Origin of the sequence: Pantoea sp. UBA5035 (assembly GCF_002415245.1) — a bacterium.
Classification (GTDB): domain Bacteria; phylum Pseudomonadota; class Gammaproteobacteria; order Enterobacterales; family Enterobacteriaceae; genus Pantoea; species Pantoea septica.
The window spans coordinates 86,557-103,952 of the sequence record NZ_DICD01000015.1 but is presented as its reverse complement, the minus strand read 5'-3'; the positions used below and the strand labels follow the sequence as shown (position 1 = coordinate 103,952).

Sequence of the window (17,396 nt, the reverse complement as noted above, 5' to 3'; positions counted from 1 at the left end):
AGGTTTATTCCTTATGCGCCTGCGTCTCCTCCCAGCTTAAATCAAAACGCTTAAGGTATTTGCGCAAGCGATCCGCATCGTTCGGCTGCTTTTTTTGCTGGCGGGAGATGGCGAAAAGTTCACGCCCGGCTTCAGAGAGCGAAGCTGAGCGTCGGCACACGGCAAGGACCGTTTCCAGCTGCGCGCGATCGAACAGGTCGACCGCCTGCTTAACCGGTAGCGCCGCCTGCGGCTGCTCAAAGGACTGCCAGGCGGCCTGCAACCGGCCGATCTCTTCCTCTACCAGCGCGGCGGTGATGCGGCCGTTTTCAGCGAGCGTGGCCATACGCGCGACGCTGGCTCCGAGTTCGCGAAAGTTGCCGCGCCAGACGGCACCCTCTGCGCTGGCGAAGCTTAGATAACGGGCGCGCGCCTCTTTGTCGAAGCGTATCTGGCTGCGATTGTCGCGAATAAAGCGCTGCAGTTCGTACTCGACGTTAGGCTCGATATCTTCCCGCCGCTCAGCAAGGCCAGGCAGCCTGAATGTCCACATATTGATACGCGCGTAGAGATCCTCCCGGAAGCGCCCTTCCCTGACCCACTGACGCATATCCCGGTGCGTGCCGGCGATCAGTTGAAAATCGCTGCTCACTTCGCGGTCTGCGCCAAAGGGAAAAAAGCGTTTTTCTTCAATCGCGCGCAGCAGCATCGCCTGTTCATCCAGACCCAGCTCGGCAATTTCGTCCAGAAACAGAATACCGCCGTCAGCCTCGCGCAGGAGGCCTGCGCGCGCAGCCAGCGCGCCGGTAAAGGCCCCTTTCACATGGCCAAACAGCGTAGACATCGCGTTATCGCCGCGCAGCGTCGCGCAGTTCACCGCCACAAACTTTCCCTGCACCTGATGACGAGACTGGCGCAGCTGGAAAATGCGCTCGGCCAGAAAGGATTTACCCGCGCCCGTTGGCCCGGTTAGCAGCACCGGGGCGCTTGAGCGCTGCGCGACGCGTTCAATCTGTTCGATAAGCGCGTTAAAGGTCGGGTTGCGGGTTTCGATGCCCGATTTGAGAAAGGAGACCGAGCTCTGCTGCTCGCGCTGAAAGCGGCTGGTTAAAGTGGCATAGCGACTCAAATCGAGATCGATAACCGAATAGACCCCCTGCGGCGTTGCTTCTCCGTGCTGCCCAGGGCCGGTCTGTAACAGGCTGGCGGGCAGGTAGCGTGCTTCCGTGAGCAAAAACCAGCAAATCTGCGCCACATGCGTTCCGGTGGTGATATGCACCAGATACTCTTCATTCTCGGTGTCAAAAGGATAGCGCGCAGCAAAATCGAGAAACGCGCTATACACCTCTTCAAAATCCCAGGGATCATTGAGGCTGACCTCATGCGGGATCACTTTCGTGTGCGGCGAGACGGCGGCAATGTCCTCCACCAGTCGTTGCGCCAGGCTCAGGTCGCGCGGCTGATGCAGCAGTTCAAAACGGTCAATGGGCAGCGCATCGTGCTGACACAGCGCCACGCTGGGACGCCACTTCGTCCAGCGATGCTCACGCTTGCCGCGTCTGTCGAGCTGCGTGCCCAGAACGCCAATAACCACGCGTTTTTTCATCGTTTATCCTTTTGTATAAATGCCTATCCAGCGGGATAAGATTATCGCTCCTGACAGGAGTATGGCAACCCCCCCCTTTAAATTTAATTCTTTTAAATATAATTACTTAGATTTCTTTTTCACTAGTTCCTGAGTTTGGCACGCTATTCGCTATGTATAACGACACGCATACAGCAACGAAGATAAAATGATGAAACCTCAGTTTGACCTGATCCAGTCCGGCGCCGGCGCGCCGATAAAAATGTGGACACAAGGCGTCCCTGTCGAGCCAGAAGCCCAACAGCAGCTGCTGAATACGGCCAGCATGCCGTTTATTTTTAAACACATGGCCGTTATGCCCGATGTGCATCTGGGTAAAGGCTCCACGATTGGCAGCGTGATCCCGACGCTGGGCGCCATTATTCCGGCGGCCGTCGGCGTCGACATCGGCTGCGGCATGATTGCGGTGCGCACCTCGCTGGTGGCAGCCGATTTGCCTGACAGCCTGCTCGGCCTGCGCAGCGCCATCGAGCAAGCCGTGCCGCACGGGCGCAGCAGCAGCCGAGGCAAACGAGATAAAGGCGCATGGCATGAGACGCCGTCTGACGTCGATGCGCACTGGTCGCGACTGGCCGGACGATTTAAGCGCCTGACAGACCGCTATCCGCAGCTGCTGAAAACCAATAACCACCAGCATCTGGGAACGCTCGGCACAGGCAACCACTTTATCGAGATCTGCCTCGACCAGGCCGATCGGGTCTGGGTGATGCTACACAGCGGCTCGCGCGGCGTGGGCAATGCGATCGGCACGCTGTTTATTGCGCTGGCGCAGAAAGATATGCAGCAACATATTGCTCATCTTCCCGACCGCAATCTCGCCTATTTCCGCGAAGGCAGCCGTCATTATGACGACTATCTGGAGGCGGTAGGCTGGGCGCAGGATTATGCGCACCACAACCGCGAGGTGATGATGAATCGGGTGCTGTCAGCGCTCTCCGCCACGATCGCTAAACCCTTCGCCACCCATCAGGAGGCGGTGAACTGCCATCACAACTATGTGCAGAAAGAGAAGCATTTTAATCAGCAGGTACTGATTACGCGTAAGGGCGCGGTGTCGGCGCAGCAGGGCGAGATGGGCATTATTCCCGGCTCGATGGGCGCCAAAAGCTTTATCGTGCGCGGCCTGGGGAATGAAGAGAGCTTCTGCTCATGCAGCCACGGCGCGGGACGCACCATGAGCCGCACGGCCGCTAAAAATCGTTTTACTGTCGCCGATCAGATCCGCGCCACGGCCCACGTTGAGTGTCGTAAAGATCGTGACGTCATTGATGAAATACCGATGGCCTACAAAGATATTGATGCCGTTATGGCAGCGCAGTCCTCGCTGGTGGAGATCGTTCACACGCTGCGTCAGGTGGTCTGCGTAAAAGGATAAAAGGAAAAGAAGGATGAAAATAGAAACGGGATTACACGGCGTTGACGAGTCGATGCGCGCCCGCGTTCGCGCTGTTCTGGCGCAAACAGAAGCCGAGCACGATATCCGGATAGTGTTCGCCTGCGAATCAGGCAGTCGCGGCTGGGGCTTCGCCTCCCCGGACAGCGATTATGACGTGCGTTTTCTCTATGTGCACAAACCTGAATGGTACCTGCGGGTTGAGTCGCCGCGCGACGTTATCGAAAAGCCCATCGATGCCGAGCTCGACGTATGCGGCTGGGAGTGGAGAAAGGCGCTGGGTCTTTTAAAGCGCGCCAACCCGACGCTGATTGACTGGCTCGATTCGCCCGTTATATACCGGCAGGACGAGGAGGTTATGGCTGGCTTGCGGGCGATCGGCGAGCGTTTCTTTTCACCCGAGCGCGCGCTGGCACTACCGCTCGATGGCCCACAAGAACTTCCAGCACTATTTGCAGAACGATGAAGTCAGGCTGAAAAAGTACTTTTATGTGCTGCGTCCGCTGCTGGCGGTGCGCTGGATAGAAGCGGGGAAAGGCGCGCCGCCTATGCGCTTCGATCGGTTGCTTGAGGGAACCGTGCAGGCGGGACCGTTACGTGAGGATATCGCTGCGCTGCTTAGCGCCAAACAGCGCGCCGGCGAGGCGCAATTTGGGCCACGTCGCCCCGTGCTGCATGCCTTTATCGAGCATGAGCTGGCGCGTGCTGAAGCGACGCTCGCTCCGCCGCCTCACAAACAGGATGATACATTGCTGGATGCGCTGCTGTTTAAAACCGTGATGGGCAAGGTTGCTTAAAAGGGTTCCCGCTGCGCCGCCAGCGTTTAAGGCTTAACCAGACGGATCGCGTGCTCCAGCATCCGCTGCTCATCGCGTTCGCTGTGGGAGCGGTGCTGACGCGCGCGTTTCAGCAGCGCGGAAATCTCTTCTCGTTTGGTCTCATGGCCCGATTCGGCCAGCACGACCACCGCATCGCCAATGACCCGGCAGACTTCGTCGTAATCATCTTCATTTAATGCATCGCGCTTCATCGCTCCTCCTGCCAGGTTTCGCCAGTCGTCGTAAAAGAGTATTCAGAAACAGTAGTCAGGATCGTCACGCGCCGCAAACCTGCTGCGGGCGGAACAGCATCTGAGGCTTAGGGCTTCGCTTCGCCATCGGCGCAGCCCTTCTCCAGAGAGCTGCGCCAGCGATGCCTTACCTACGGGTTGAGAGCGTTTGCAGCACTTTCAGCTCCGCCACCGCCTCCTGCATGGCGTCCATGCCAGCAGTCAGGGTGCGCAGGCTATCCAGCTGTTTCGTCATGTCTGCGCGTTCCTCGCGCGTGCGATGGCTCATCGCGGCGATGGTATCGGCCGCGTGAATGCTGCGCTCGGCCATATCGGTGGCGGTTTGCACCGTGTTGGTGGCCACGTCGCGAATGCGTGAAATGGTGCTCACCGCATCGTCGATATTGCTCGCGGTGGCTTCCGCCTGCTCTTTAGACGAATGGGCCAGACGACGCACCTCTCCCGCCACCACGGCGAATCCCCTGCCCGCTTCGCCCGCGCGCGCCGCTTCGACCGCCGCATTCAGCGCCAGAATATTGGTCTGGAAAGCGATATTGCTGATGCCATGCGTAATAACATTGATGCCGTTTGATATCTCCTCCAGATCGTCCAGCCCCTCCCCTAAACGGCTTTGCGCCTGCTGGCTTTCTCTGGCGATATCGCTGATGCCGCGGATAGCGCTTTCAGCCATGGTAAGCGCTTCGCTCTGGCTCTGGGTCGCCGCTTCCAGCACCGGCAGCGCCTGCACGATAGGGGCCAGCTCCTGCTGATAATTCACCACGCGCGCCAGCACGCCGGACTGCACGCGGTTCAGCGCCTCCCAGCGACGCAGCGCGCGCTGGGCGTAATGCGCCGCATAGCTGGCATACTCAACGGGAAATTGCGCCATCGCATTGGCGTCGTGATTAAAAAACACCAGCGCAGAGAGGGTCTGATTGATCGGCACGCCCAGGATTTCGCCAAAGCTGGAAAAGCCGGCGGCGGGAATGCCTTTAAAAAAGTGGGCGTCGTGCAACCGATCGGCGTTGCCTGCGCGGCGCAGTATGCAGTCGTTCATCAGGATCGCCGCCGGTTTGCCGTGACGCCCGGTAAACGCCTGCCAGTCGCGCAGCGTCGCCTGTTTGAAATCGGTTTCGCGCATCAAATAGAGCCGGTCGCCGAATTCCAGATCGCAAAAAAATTGCACGCTGCGGCTCGTTATTTTCGCCACGGAGCGAATAAAGAACGCCTCGCCCACCTTAACGGCGAAGGTCAGCCCTTTCAGCCGTTCGGTAAGCTGCTGTTCGTTGCACTCAAGATGTTGCGCCAGCGCCTGGGTAAACGGCTGCTGCTGCCCCTGCTGATTGAACACCGAGGTCAGAGTACGCGTAACGGGATCGGCTTCCGCGATTAACCAGCTCTTATTCAGCGGCTCAAAGTTCTGGCTTTTAAAAGGCGCAAAGGATTTGCCCGCCGCCATGCGGCAGAAAACGATCACCGCTTTCCCCTGCAGCACGCGACCGCCTACGCCGATCCAGGTGCCGTCGAAGGTGACGCGCCCGCCCGCCGAGCCGCCAATCGCCAGGCAGGGAAAGCGGCCGCTGTTATACCAGGCCTGCATCAAAAACCCTTCCGACGCCGACAGCCCGTCGCAGTAGATCATGGCGAAGGTGCGATCGGCAGAGAGCGGCATACGCAGCTTCAGCGCGGTCAGCTCCTGCTCAATCGCGCTGATGCGATCGGTCGCCGTGTGGGTGTCGCTGAGATGCAGGTCGACGATATGGGTTTCATGTTCCGCAATCAGGCTGCGGGGCAGCCAGAGCCAGCTCCCCTCCTGGCCATCCCCTTTGCAGTAGGTGGTCTGTTTGCCGCTGGTGCTGAGCGCGCCGTTAGAGGAGAGCGTAATCACGGTTAAATCCGCCGAGGTAAAGCGCTGCCAGGCCTGGCTGACTTTCTGAAAATCGGCCTCGGGCGGCACGAACGTCAGCAATACCCCTGCCGCACGCGAGCTGAGGCCTGCCGCAGAGAGCGAGGCCGGCAGGCTCTCGCAGTTAAAAATACCGTTAGCGGGCTGAGACGCACCTGCAAAACCTGAACCAAAAAAGCGTTTACCCATTGTCTTGATAGCAGACATATTATTATTTCCACTGTAATTAAAAGGCGTGCATAGGCTGGTGTTGTAAAAAAAAGGAGGGCTAAAAGCAGGTCCGTTCGCAATCAGTACTCATGATCCCTACTCAGCGTCAAAAAATGCGCTGAGCATGGGTTATCGACGCATAGCGCCAGAGCTTCAGCGATTACTGTGATTGGCATCACTGATAAGAGGAGTTAAATATGCATTGAAAAGATCCGACCGCGCGTTATTTCAGCACTTACTTCCGCATTTAATTATCTGTTTCGCGCTTTACCTTATATTTCTCTGCGCCCTCCCGCCTTCACATCATAAGCTGACGAATTAAACAGTTTGGTAACATTTATCTTGCCGCAGCCGAGTAATAATCTTATTACTATTTAGCTAGTTATATTCTTCAACGTTCCAGCGTGTTAATAAAAACTATTACAGGGATAAAGTATGCCAGCTAAACACGCCGCTGCCGCGAGCGCGGAACCGGGTCTGTTTCAGACGTTAAAATCCTTCCCGCCGACTGTCCATGCGCTGCTCTTTTTTACGCTGGTTATACGGTTTAGCTATTTTATGGCGTGGCCGTTTATCGCCGTGATCATGACGCAAAATTATCACCTGTCGCCGATTGCCATTGGCATGGCGATGACCAGCAGCGCGCTGTTCTCGGTGGTGCTGGGTATGTACGGCGGACAACTATCGGACCGGCTGGGCCGACGCGTGATCCTGCTGCTGGGCTGCGCCTTTTCCGCGCTGGGCTATGTCACTCTGGCGCAGGCCACCGGGCTGGGGCTGTTTATCGTCGGCCTGATGGTTATTGGCGTCTCCTTTGCGTGGGTCGATCCCCCTTTGCGCGCGCTGATGAGCGATTTGCTGGGCGATCGCCGTCGTCGTGCGCTTGCTCTGCAAATGCGCTACTACCTGATTAACGTTGCGGCGGTGTTTGGTCCGCTGGTGGGGATCGTCTTTGGCCTGACCTCGCAAAAGGGAACCTTCCTGATAACCGGACTGAGCTACCTGCCTTTTTTCGCTTACGTGCTGCTGTTTATCCCGGCGGGAAAACTGCTGAGCGAGCAGCAGGCTGGCAGCGAGCCGCCGGTAAAGCTGAATCAGATGGTAGGTATTATCGCCAGAGATAAAACCTATATTGCGGCGCTGCTGTGCAGCATTTTATGCAGCGTGGTGTTTATCCATTACGAAGCCATACTGCCCCAGTACCTGCTGCTGCTTGACGGCAACGCGGCAGTGAAGTTGATCACCCTGATACTGGTTACGAATGCCTGTACCGTGCTGCTGTTTCAGACATTTATTGTGCGGTTTATGGCGCAGATTACCCTGCCGAAACGCATTCTGTTGGGCGGACTCATTTTCGCTCTATCACAGCTCCTGTTTTTTTCCGTGCGCTCGACGGAAATCTGGCTGTGGCTGACGGTCACCGGCGTCTTTAGTCTGGGAGAAGCGATTCTGATGCCGAACCTGAACATCCTGCTCGATCAGCTGGCGCCGGCAAAGCATCGCGGTGCCTACCTGGGCGCCTCTATGTTGTCGACGCTGGGGATCGCTGCCGGACCCTTGATCGGCGGCGTCATGCTGGCGCTGACCGGTGCCGGCGTCTTTATCTGCACCGCCTTGCTCAGCCTGATGCTGTGCGCCCTTATCTACGTTTTCAGGATCCGTATCCTGAAGCGTCTGCAGGATGCATAGTAAGGCGCAGAGTATAGCGATGCGGCCACCCCGGGCGGCCAGAAAAACAACGGCGATCCTGACCGATCGCCGTGTGGTAAACCCTCGCTAAGCACGCGATCGTCCCTCGACGTCACGCCTGCTTCCGCTGCCGCAGCGCATAAACCAGCACCACGCCAAAGCAGAGCAGCGGCAGACTATAAGCCACGGCAGTGCTGATATGGTCGGAAATCAGCCCCATGAAGTAGGGCATAATCGCCCCGCCGACAATCGCCATAATCATAAACGAGCTTGCCTGTTTGGTGGCCGGGCCGAGATTTTTGACGCCCATGGCGAAGATGGTCGGGAACATCGTCGACATAAAAAAGAAGATAGCGATCAGCGCCACGACTGAGACATCCCCTGCGCCCAGCATCACCACGGCGCAGAGCACGATATTGATCAGCGCATAGGCCGCCAGCATCGCCGCCGGTTTGACCCTGCCCATCAGCCAGGTGGAGAAGAAGCGTCCCAGCATAAAGCAGATCAACGCCACCGAAAGCATATAAGAGGCGCTCTGGTTGGTAACGCCGTGCCAGTGCTCGGTGGCGTAGTTAATAAAGAACGCGCCCACTCCGACCTGCGCCGCAACATAAAAGAACTGCGCAATCACGCCGCCGACGAAATGCTTTTGCTGCCATAACGTCGCGCCGGGCTGCTGCACATGCGCGCTGGCGGCCTCGCGAATATCGGGCAAAGCGGTGCGTTTAAACAGCAGCGCAATGGCGATGACCACACATGCGATGACCACGTAGGTGATTTTGACGCTCTCCTGCGCCGCCTGCTGGCTGGCGTGGGTAAAGAACAGCGAGCCGCCGATCATCGGCCCGACAAACTGTCCGAGGCCGTTAAAGGACTGCGCCAGATTAAGGCGCCGCTCCGCCCCGCTGGCGTCGCCGAGCACCGTGGCATAGGGATTCGCGGCGGTTTCAAGGCAGCCCAGCCCGGAGGCCAGCACGAACAGCGCGAAGAGAAAGACCGAGAAGTTATTGACCATTGCCGCCGGCACGAACAGCAGCGCGCCAAGGGCGTAGAGCGATAATCCCGCCAGGATCCCTGCCTTGTAGCCGTGACGCTGCATAAAATAACCGGCCGGCAGCGCCACGATAAAATAGGCGCCGAAATAGGCCGCCTGCAATAATCCCGATTGCGCTTTGGTGACGCTTAACGTTTCCTGAAAATGTTTATTGAGCACATCCAGCAGGCCGTAGGAGACGCCCCACATAAAAAACAGGGTGGTAATCAGCATGAACGCCCAGCGCAGGCTAATAGTTCCCCCGACGCCGATATTTTCCGGCGTCTCGACGCGTTGTATTGCCATGGTTATATCCTCGTAGCGTAGAGTCGGTAAGTGTTGTTATTGGTCCTGCAAAGAGAATATTCGCGCCATCGCCGCCCATTTTTCCCCTGCGGGCGTCCAGGGCGTTGGCTGTTGAAACTGCCACATCAGCGCTTCCCAGCGCTGAATGTGCGGATCCTGTTCAGAGGCCTGAGCAAAATCCTGCGCGTTAAAGCGTTCGTTTACCTCCATTACCATAAAAAGTCGGGCGCCAAGCCGGTATATCTCCATATCGACGATGCCGTGCTGACGCAGATGAGCGGCCACTTCCGGCCAGATGCGCTGATGCAGCCGCTGGTACTCGGCGATCTTCTCCGCGTCGTCCAGCAGATCGAGCGCCAGACAGTAGCGCGCCGTTGCGCCGCTCATAACAGCGCCCGATCGAGATGCAGATAGCCGCCGTCGACGCTCAGCCACTCGCCGGTGGTGTGCGACGCGCGCGACGACAGCAAAAATACCGTGGTACTGGCGATCTCCTCCGGCGTGGTCATGCGCTGGCCGAGCGGAATGCGCTGGGTAATTTTCGCCAGTTCGCCCTGCGGATCGGCGAAGCCGCCGATCCAGCGTTCATAGAGCGGCGTCATCACCTCGGCAGGCACCACGGCGTTTACCCGCACGCCGCTGTGCCGCAGCGACACCGCCCACTCCCGCGTCAGCGCCAGAATCGCCCCTTTCGACGCGCAGTAGCCGCTGGTGCCGCCCTGGCCGCTCAGCGCGGTTTTCGAGGCGATATTGACGATCGCGCCGCGGCTCTTTTCCAGCGCGCGCTGGCAGAAGTGCGTCATCTGGTAGTAGTGCAGCAGGTTCTTTTCCAGCGAGGCGACGAAGGCGCTGCGTCCCGCCTCCAGCCCGACGCCGTCGTTGACGCCCGCGTTGTTCACCAGTCCGTCGATGCGCCCGAACTGATGCTGTACTCTCTCAACCGCGCGCTGGCAGTGCTGCTCATCGCAGAGATCGGCTATTACGACCTCGGTTTGCGGCTGCAGCTCGCGTAGCGCGGCCAGCCACATTTCATCCGGCTCCGCGTTGGTGACGATCGCCGGGATCGCGCCCTCTTCCGCCAGCAGGCGGGAGATAGCGGCGCCGATGCCCGATCCGCCGCCGGTGACGATAACCACCTTATCCTGCAAAAACAGATTCATTGTTCTCTCCTGTCAGGCCGTAAACGTGCGCGGCCGTCTCGCCCCAGATGGCCGCCTGTTCGCTGGCGGAGAGCGCAGCAGTCGCCTCTTCAGCCAGCTGCGCCACCGCCTGATACTCCGCGGCCAGCAGGCAGACCGGCCAGTCCGAGCCGAACATCAGCCGCTGCGGACCGAAACGCGCCAGCGCCTCGTCGATAAAAGGCCGCAGCTGTGCGCGCTCCCACTGGCCGTGCGGCGCCTCGGTCACCAGCCCGGATAATTTGCATACCACGTGCGGCATCGCCGCCAGCTCCGCCACCTGCTCGCCCCAGGCCCGCGCGCCGCGCGCAATATCCGGCTTTCCGAGGTGGTCGAGCACCAGCCAGTGGCGATCGTGCTGCGCGGCAAACTGCGTCGCCTCCGCCAGATGACGCCAGGTCACCAGTATTTCCCACACGTAGGCCTGCTTTTGCAGCTGCCGCATACCCGCCGCCACGCGTTCCTGCCGCAGCCAGGCGGCAGGATCGGACTCGTCCTGCACCAGATGGCGGAATCCCCGCAGCCGCGGATGGCGCAGCGCGTCCAGCTGCGCCGTGAGATCCGCCGCGGCAACGTCGATCCAGCCCACCACCTGCGTAGCCGGCAGCGTCTGCGCCCACTGCAGCAGCTGCTGCGTCTCCGCCACGCACTGCCGCGCCTGTACCGCAATCGATCCCTGCAGCTGCCGCTGCGCCAGCAGCGGCGCGAGGTCTTGCGGTAAATAATCGCGCTGCAGGCGCGTCATGGCGGCCGTGATCCAGGGATAGCGCGCCGCGTCATAGCGCCAGAAATGGTGATGAGCGTCGATGCGCATCTCAGCCTCCCTGCGCGCGATAGCGGTATTTCTCGCGCGAGGCGGGCATCATCTCGATCGAGAAGCCGGGCGCGGTCGGCGGCATATAGGCGGCGCCGCGGATCTCGCACGGATGCAAAAAATGTTCATGCAGATGATCGACATATTCGATAACGCGGCCTTCATGGCTGCCGGCAATGCAGACAAAGTCGATCATCGACAGATGCTGCACGTATTCGCATAGCCCCACGCCGCCGGCGTGTGGGCAGACCGGCAGCTGATATTTCGCCGCCATCAGCATTACCGCCAGCACCTCGTTGACGCCGCCAAGGCGACAGGCGTCGATCTGCACCACGTCGATCGCCTCGCGCATCATCAACTGCTTAAAGATGATGCGGTTCTGGCACATCTCGCCGGTAGCGACTTTGACCGGCGCGACGCCCTGACGAATTTTGCGGTGGCCTTCGATATCGTCCGGGCTGGTCGGCTCTTCGATAAACCAGGGCTGGGCGAACGCCAGCTGTTGCACCCAGTCGATGGCGTCGTTGACTTCCCACACCTGATTGGCGTCGATCATCAGCTGGCGATGCGGCCCCAGCACCTCGCGCGCGATGCGCACGCGGCGAATATCATCCTCGAGATCGCGCCCGACCTTCAGCTTGATATGGGAGAAGCCGGCGTCGACCGCCTGCTGGCAAAGGCGACGCAGCTTGTCGTCGTCGTAGCCGAGCCAGCCCGCCGAGGTGGTGTAGCAGGGATAGCCGTGCTGCTCGAGCTGGCGGATGCGCGCCGCCTTGCCCGGCTGCTGCGCCGCCAGCAAGGCAAGCGCCTCGTCCGGCGTGATACAGTCGGTGAGGTAGCGGAAATCGATGCAGCGCACCAGCTCCTGCGGCGACATATCGGCGACCAGCCGCCACAGCGGCTTCTCTTCCGACTTCGCCCACAGATCCCATACCGCGTTGACCACCGCGCCGGTCGCCAGATGAATGGCGCCTTTATCCGGCCCGATCCAGCGCAGCTGGCTGTCGCTGGTGATATCGCGCCAGAACTGCCCCATATCGGCGGTGATCGTCTCCAGCTGGCGGCCGACGATCAGGTGCTCCAGCGCGCGGATCGCCGCACAGCAAATCTCATTGCCGCGCCCGATGGTAAAGGTCAGGCCGTGCCCGCTGATCGCCGCGTTATCTGTTTCGATAATGACGTAGGCGGCAGAGTAGTCGGGGTCCGGGTTCATCGCGTCCGAACCGTCGAGATGATCGGACGTGGGAAAACGGATATCTTCGACGCGCAGTGAGGTCAGTCTGGTCATGCTTCGCTGCCCTCGGTGATCTGGCGCTGCTCGCCCAGCCCGGCGATGCCTAAGCGGATCGCCTGACCCGGACGCAGGTAAACCGGCGGTTTCTGTCCCATGCCGACGCCCGGCGGCGTGCCGGTAGAGATCACGTCGCCCGGCTGCAGGCTCATAAAGCGGCTGAGATAGCTGATGATGTGCGCCACCGTGAAGATCATGGTGCGGGTGTTGCCGTTCTGATAGCGTTTGCCGTCGACCTCCAGCCAGAGATCGAGCTGCTGCGGATCGGCGATCTCATCGGCGGTCACCAGCCAGGGTCCGATGGGACCAAAGGTGTCGCAGCCTTTGCCTTTATCCCAGGTGCCGCCGCGCTCGATCTGATATTCGCGCTCAGAGACGTCGTTGACCACGCAGTAGCCCGCCACGTGCGACAGCGCATCCGCTTCGTCGATGTAGCTGCCGCCTTTGCCGATCACCACGCCCAGCTCAACTTCCCAGTCGGTTTTCACCGAGCCGCGCGGAATGCGCACCGCGTCATTAGGGCCGACCACCGCGCTGGTCCATTTGCCGAAGACCACCGGCTCCTGCGGGATGGCGGCGCCGGTCTCCGCGGCGTGATCGGCATAGTTCAGGCCGATACAGATAAACTTGCCAATCCGGCCGACGCAGGCGCCCGTGCGCGGCTGGCCGCTGATTTTAGGCAGCTCGCTGAGCGGCAGCTGGCGCAGCTTCTCCAGTGAGGAAGGCAGCAGCGCATCGCCCGCGAGGTCATCGATATAGTGCGACAGATCGCGCAGTTCGCCCTGCTCATCCAGCAGCGCCGGACGCTCATTGCCCGGTTCGCCTACACGTAATAATTTCATTGTTCCACTCCTGTTAGTTGCTCCAGCCGCCATCGATAATCTGGGCGGTGCCGGTGGTGTAGGCGCTGGCATCGGACGCCAGGTAGGCCGCAAGATAAGCGATCTCTTCAGGCGTGCCGATGCGGCCAATGGGCTGACGCGCGACAAAAGCGTCATAGACTTCCCCTTCCGTGCGCCCTTCCGCCTGCGCCTGGGCGGCGATGCGCTGACGCAGCGACGGCGAATCGACCGTGCCGGGGCAGATGGCGTTGCAGCGGATGCCGTCGCCGATGTAGTCCGCCGCCACCGAGCGCGTCAGGCCGATGACCGCCGCTTTGGTGGCGCTATAGGCAAAGCGATTGGCGACGCCTTTGATGCTGGAGGCCACCGACGACATGTTGATAATCGAGCCCCTGCGCTGTTGCAGCATTGCGGGCAGAAATGCCTGGATCATGTGAAACATCGCGGTGACGTTGAGATCGAGCGCGAACTGCCACTCCTTTTCGCTGCACGCCAGCAGGCTGCCGCTGTGGACGACCCCGGCGCAGTTAAACAGCGCATCAAGCGTGCCGAGCTCCTGCGCCGCCGCGCGAATCGCCTGAGGATCGGTCACGTCCAGCTGATAAGCGCGAATACCGGGTAGATCCTGCAGCGCGGCCAGGTTGATATCGCTGGCGATCACCTCTGCGCCCTGTTGGGCAAAGTAGCGCGCGCTGGCCAGCCCGATGCCCTGACCAGCGGCGGTGATTAATACGCGTTTTCCGTGTAAATTCATTGCATTTCCTCTGGTCCAAAGATCTAATGGTCAGGCCAATAAAGCGATGTTTTGCCCTTCCGGAATAGCAAATAACGCTGGCTACTTTTTCGCTGACGCATTACGTTTTATTGACATTTGCGTAACATTGACAAGTGTCCTGACGATTATTTGTGCATCGGGTCACTTAATTTATTTAGACGGGTAGCAGTGCGATGCCGATAAAAAAGATGGAAAACCCCAGGCTTTACAGACAAATAGCTGACCAGCTGATCAAGCTCATCGACAACAACGAGTTTCCGCCCGGCAGTCGTCTGCCAGCGGAGCGTGAGTTGGCGGAGCAACTGCAGGTGAGTCGCGCCTCGGTGCGCGAAGCGCTGATTGCGCTGGAAGTGATTGGGCTGGTGGATGTGAAAGTCGGCAACGGCGTGATTGTGAAGGCGCGCTCCCGCACTCAGGAGCCGGTGATGATGCAGGCCGGACGCGATCAGTGGCGCGAGCCGGACGATGAGCTGGGCATCAGGCTGGACTTCTCCACCGAGCTGCCGCCGTTCTCTCTGCTGCAGGCGCGGCGCCTGATTGAGCCGGAGGCGGCCGCGCTGGCCGCGGTGCACGCCAGCGACGAGGAGCTGGCGCTGATCCGCGCGGCCTATGAGCAAAACTGCGAGGATAACCGCGCCCAGTCGCGCACCCATCCCGGCGACCGGCTGTTCCACATCCGCATCGCCCAGGCGAGCGGCAACCCGGCCTATGGCTTTATCATTGGCCATCTGCTCGGCCACCGCTACGGCAGCATGTTCCGCATGCTGCAGGCGCACTATACGCCAGGCGACATGCCTTCTGTCTCAGAGTCCGAGCACAGGGCCATTCTCGCCGCGCTTGAGAAACGCGACGGCAAGGCGGCGCGAAGCGCGATGAAAAAACATATCGACCGGGTGATTGCGACGTTTGAGCGGGTTCAGGAGTAAGGGCTGGCGCAACGGGCCGATGGTGCGCTGTGTATTCGTAGTATGCAACGCAACCATCGGCCTGAGGAAATACCCCGGAAAGTTCACGGAAGTTCAAAGATAAAGCAGGCTCAGCAAAAAATAAATTTGCGCCTGCCTGACATCAATTTTATTTCCTGAGCACTATGATTCACTATAATACACCCTCTACTAAACAGTAGATAATTCGTCGCTGATTAACATCAGTTTTTCCTTTACCCGCTGACCGGAGATAAAAATGATGCCTGTTAATACGATGGCGTTAATGTTAATTATTTCCATTAATATTTTTTTAATCTTGTGCTATATCTTTAACTGCAGAGAAGCCAGACGATTATTTGATCAGGCAGAAGCGTGCAGCTGGTGCGAACTGCCGCTTAATGTTCCCCCCGCGCAAAAAAATATTAACCAGAGATTAAAAGAGAAACGTGCGTCGCTGAAAACCTTACGCAAGCTTTTAATGCTCTCTTTTGGCTATAGCGTTATCGTGGTGGTCATGCTTTACCTCGCCTGAGACCCTTATCAGTTATTCAGTTCAGGTGTCATTTACCTCGCGCCTGTTTTTCTGTGATAAAATAACCGCTTCATTGTCAGGCGCAGATAAATTTCATGAAATTTACCTTACGACAGCTTGAACTATTTATTGCCCTGGCGGAAACGCATCAGATCTCCAGGGCTGCAAGCCACTGTCATATCTCACAATCCTCGATGACAATAGCGATGCGTAATCTCGAGTCTGCCCTCAATACGCAGCTCTTCGTCAGGCATGCTAAAGGGGTACGAGTGACGGCGGCGGGCGAACGGTTACTGGCTTATGCCCGTAAAATTATCAGTGACAGCCAGGCGGCTTTTGATGATTTGCAAAATAAGCCTGAAACCGCGTTTGGCATTTGCCGGATTGGCATTTCTGAAACCCTGTCAGCTTATCTGTTGCCGCAGATATTACATGATGTCGAGCAGCGATTTCCTTTAGTCGACCTCCAGTTTGTTGAAGCCCCCTCTCCCGCGCTTATCGCGCAGTTACGCAACAGGCAAATTGACTTTGCGCTTTTGCTCACCTCAAACATAACGCACGATAGCGATCTGAAAATAGAAACATTCATGCGCTCTCCGCGTCGGTTATGGGCATGTAGTGGGCATCCTTTATTAAGTAAAACAGCGCTGCTATTAGAGGATGTGGAAAAGGTGCCCTTTATACTTTTGAGCACCGACGAATATCCTGGCGTGATAAGCGAATACTGGAAAGGACATGGGACAGGGCCGGACGTTTTTTTCCGCACCAACTCTTTTGAGGCGGTGCGCAGCTTTGTTGCGCAGGGCAAAGGCGTCACGATTTTATCGGATTTAGTCTACCGTCCCTGGTCGCTTGATGGGCTACGGGTTATGCGTCGTACTATAGATAATTCCATTACTTACATGGATACGGGGGTGGTCACCCTTGACCAGCATGCGCTCAGCCCCAGTCATCGGCAGCTCATCGACTTTATTGGTCAGCTCTGTTCTCGTCTGGATATTAAGGGCTAGACGCTGTAACCGACTACGCCTTCATAAATAAAAAGGCTATCATCAGCGGAATAAAAACAACAGTCAGCATCGATATATTCATTAACGGCGTCGCGTCCCAGCCGAAAATACCAAACCAGACGAGCAGCTCGATAATGGAGACATACAAAAAATAAGCCTGCTTGCCCATTATATTTCCCGGACTATCTTAAAAGGGTTCAAATCTTATTACTAATCAGTATGAGACGACGCACGAGTTTAGCCGCGACCTGCGCATACATTTCGCGCGTGATGACCTCCTGTGCGCTCGCGTCCAGCAGCGCTCCCTGTGCGTTTATAAATCGGGAACGGTAAATTTTTTCGGTAAGGGATATCCTGTCTTTTCCTGGAACCATCACCGTCGCGCTGAGTGATATAAAGAGTTGTTTTTCCGCTGTGCGATCGCCGATGACCGAAGCGGTATCCTCTCCCTTCACATCATTTTCCAGATGGAGCGTGATAAGATCCATACGAGCAGTCGACATATTATCAACAACCTCTATTCCATTCAGCCGTAGCTCTTTACGCACGGCGCGACTCAGTGGCCCGTGTGGATCGTCAGAAATCATTATTAAGGTTCTTAAATTCACCGGTTTTTGTGTCTGCCCTTTAAGGTGCCACCCGCATCCGGCAGTGATCATAATAGAAATAACGATCATTACATATTTTATGCACTTCATCTTTAGCTGACTCACATGATTCATATTGCGGAAAAGCTACGCAAACCGCCCCGCATATTCCGGTATCGATTTTATGCAGCAGATAGTAATTCAGCGTATGCTTTACTGACCAATATAAAAT

The 17,396-nt window shown here is 58.0% G+C and carries 17 protein-coding genes and 1 pseudogene; 6 read left to right on the top strand and 12 right to left on the bottom strand.

Annotated features, from left to right (window positions below):
* Window positions 1-4: 4 nt before the first annotated feature.
* On the bottom strand, window positions 5-1,585 hold the full coding sequence (rtcR, locus tag B3229_RS11965; RefSeq protein WP_286870981.1) for an RNA repair transcriptional activator RtcR: 1,581 nt from the start codon (window positions 1,583-1,585) through the stop codon (window positions 5-7).
* A gap of 187 nt (window positions 1,586-1,772) precedes the next feature.
* Here rtcR and B3229_RS11960 point away from each other — a divergent pair, with 187 nt between their 5' ends.
* Together B3229_RS11960 and B3229_RS11955 are read left to right on the top strand one after the other, a co-directional pair.
* Complete coding sequence (locus B3229_RS11960) at window positions 1,773-2,999, top strand: RtcB family protein (RefSeq protein WP_286870979.1); 1,227 nt, start codon at window positions 1,773-1,775, stop codon at window positions 2,997-2,999.
* Window positions 3,000-3,051: 52 nt separating this feature from the next.
* A pseudogene (locus tag B3229_RS11955) lies at window positions 3,052-3,814 on the top strand (nucleotidyltransferase domain-containing protein).
* A 26-nt stretch (window positions 3,815-3,840) separates the two neighbouring features.
* On the opposite strand, the gene B3229_RS11950 reads toward B3229_RS11955, so the two are convergent.
* Together B3229_RS11950 and B3229_RS11945 are read right to left on the bottom strand one after the other, a co-directional pair.
* Window positions 3,841-4,047 (bottom strand): DUF2767 family protein, encoded by a 207-nt coding sequence (locus B3229_RS11950; RefSeq protein WP_048785169.1) that lies wholly within the window; start codon window positions 4,045-4,047, stop codon window positions 3,841-3,843.
* Window positions 4,048-4,213: 166 nt separating this feature from the next.
* Entirely contained in the window at window positions 4,214-6,178 is a 1,965-nt protein-coding gene (locus B3229_RS11945; protein ID WP_286870976.1) for a methyl-accepting chemotaxis protein, read from the bottom strand.
* A 438-nt stretch (window positions 6,179-6,616) separates the two neighbouring features.
* Here B3229_RS11945 and B3229_RS11940 point away from each other — a divergent pair, with 438 nt between their 5' ends.
* Window positions 6,617-7,870: an MFS transporter gene (locus tag B3229_RS11940; RefSeq protein WP_286870974.1), complete on the top strand. Its 1,254-nt coding sequence runs from the start codon at window positions 6,617-6,619 to the stop codon at window positions 7,868-7,870.
* A 112-nt stretch (window positions 7,871-7,982) separates the two neighbouring features.
* Here the strand turns inward: B3229_RS11940 and B3229_RS11935 are convergent, their stop codons facing one another.
* From B3229_RS11935 to B3229_RS11905, 7 genes are read right to left on the bottom strand one after another with little or no spacing between them, the layout of a single operon-like run.
* Entirely contained in the window at window positions 7,983-9,209 is a 1,227-nt protein-coding gene (locus tag B3229_RS11935) for a sugar MFS transporter (protein WP_286870972.1), read from the bottom strand.
* Between the two features lie 36 nt (window positions 9,210-9,245).
* The gene (locus tag B3229_RS11930; protein ID WP_286870970.1) at window positions 9,246-9,596 is read right to left on the bottom strand and encodes an L-rhamnose mutarotase; all 351 of its coding nucleotides are present in this window, start codon (window positions 9,594-9,596) and stop codon (window positions 9,246-9,248) included.
* Window positions 9,593-10,369 carry an SDR family oxidoreductase gene (locus B3229_RS11925; protein ID WP_286870968.1) on the bottom strand — a complete coding sequence of 259 codons (777 nt, stop codon included), beginning with the start codon at window positions 10,367-10,369 and terminating at the stop codon, window positions 9,593-9,595. Before B3229_RS11925 ends, B3229_RS11930 begins: the two co-directional genes overlap by 4 nt.
* Entirely contained in the window at window positions 10,347-11,201 is an 855-nt protein-coding gene (locus tag B3229_RS11920; protein WP_286870966.1) for an amidohydrolase family protein, read from the bottom strand. The genes B3229_RS11925 and B3229_RS11920 overlap by 23 nt, the downstream gene beginning before the upstream one ends.
* Before the next feature lies 1 nt (window position 11,202).
* Window positions 11,203-12,489: an L-fuconate dehydratase gene (locus B3229_RS11915; RefSeq protein ID WP_048785180.1), complete on the bottom strand. Its 1,287-nt coding sequence runs from the start codon at window positions 12,487-12,489 to the stop codon at window positions 11,203-11,205.
* Window positions 12,486-13,334 (bottom strand): fumarylacetoacetate hydrolase family protein, encoded by an 849-nt coding sequence (locus tag B3229_RS11910; protein WP_048785182.1) that lies wholly within the window; start codon window positions 13,332-13,334, stop codon window positions 12,486-12,488. The genes B3229_RS11915 and B3229_RS11910 overlap by 4 nt, the downstream gene beginning before the upstream one ends.
* Window positions 13,335-13,347: 13 nt before the next feature.
* A complete protein-coding gene (locus B3229_RS11905; protein ID WP_286870963.1) occupies window positions 13,348-14,088 on the bottom strand; it encodes an SDR family oxidoreductase in 741 nt (246 codons plus the stop codon).
* Between the two features lie 194 nt (window positions 14,089-14,282).
* On the opposite strand from B3229_RS11905, the gene B3229_RS11900 reads away from it, so the two are divergent.
* From B3229_RS11900 to B3229_RS11890, 3 genes are all read left to right on the top strand, one after another.
* Window positions 14,283-15,035, top strand: a complete 753-nt coding sequence (locus B3229_RS11900; RefSeq protein WP_048785186.1) for a FadR/GntR family transcriptional regulator — start codon at window positions 14,283-14,285, stop codon at window positions 15,033-15,035.
* 256 nt (window positions 15,036-15,291) lie between these two features.
* On the top strand, window positions 15,292-15,567 hold the full coding sequence (locus B3229_RS11895; protein WP_048785187.1) for a hypothetical protein: 276 nt from the start codon (window positions 15,292-15,294) through the stop codon (window positions 15,565-15,567).
* Between the two features lie 95 nt (window positions 15,568-15,662).
* On the top strand, window positions 15,663-16,577 hold the full coding sequence (locus B3229_RS11890; RefSeq protein ID WP_048785189.1) for a LysR family transcriptional regulator: 915 nt from the start codon (window positions 15,663-15,665) through the stop codon (window positions 16,575-16,577).
* A 13-nt stretch (window positions 16,578-16,590) separates the two neighbouring features.
* Here B3229_RS11890 and B3229_RS11885 read toward each other — a convergent pair whose 3' ends face one another.
* Together B3229_RS11885 and lptE are read right to left on the bottom strand one after the other, a co-directional pair.
* Window positions 16,591-16,746 (bottom strand): hypothetical protein, encoded by a 156-nt coding sequence (locus B3229_RS11885; RefSeq protein WP_286870959.1) that lies wholly within the window; start codon window positions 16,744-16,746, stop codon window positions 16,591-16,593.
* A 28-nt stretch (window positions 16,747-16,774) separates the two neighbouring features.
* Window positions 16,775-17,254 (bottom strand): LPS assembly lipoprotein LptE, encoded by a 480-nt coding sequence (gene lptE, locus B3229_RS11880; protein ID WP_161801260.1) that lies wholly within the window; start codon window positions 17,252-17,254, stop codon window positions 16,775-16,777.
* Window positions 17,255-17,396 lie beyond the last annotated feature (142 nt).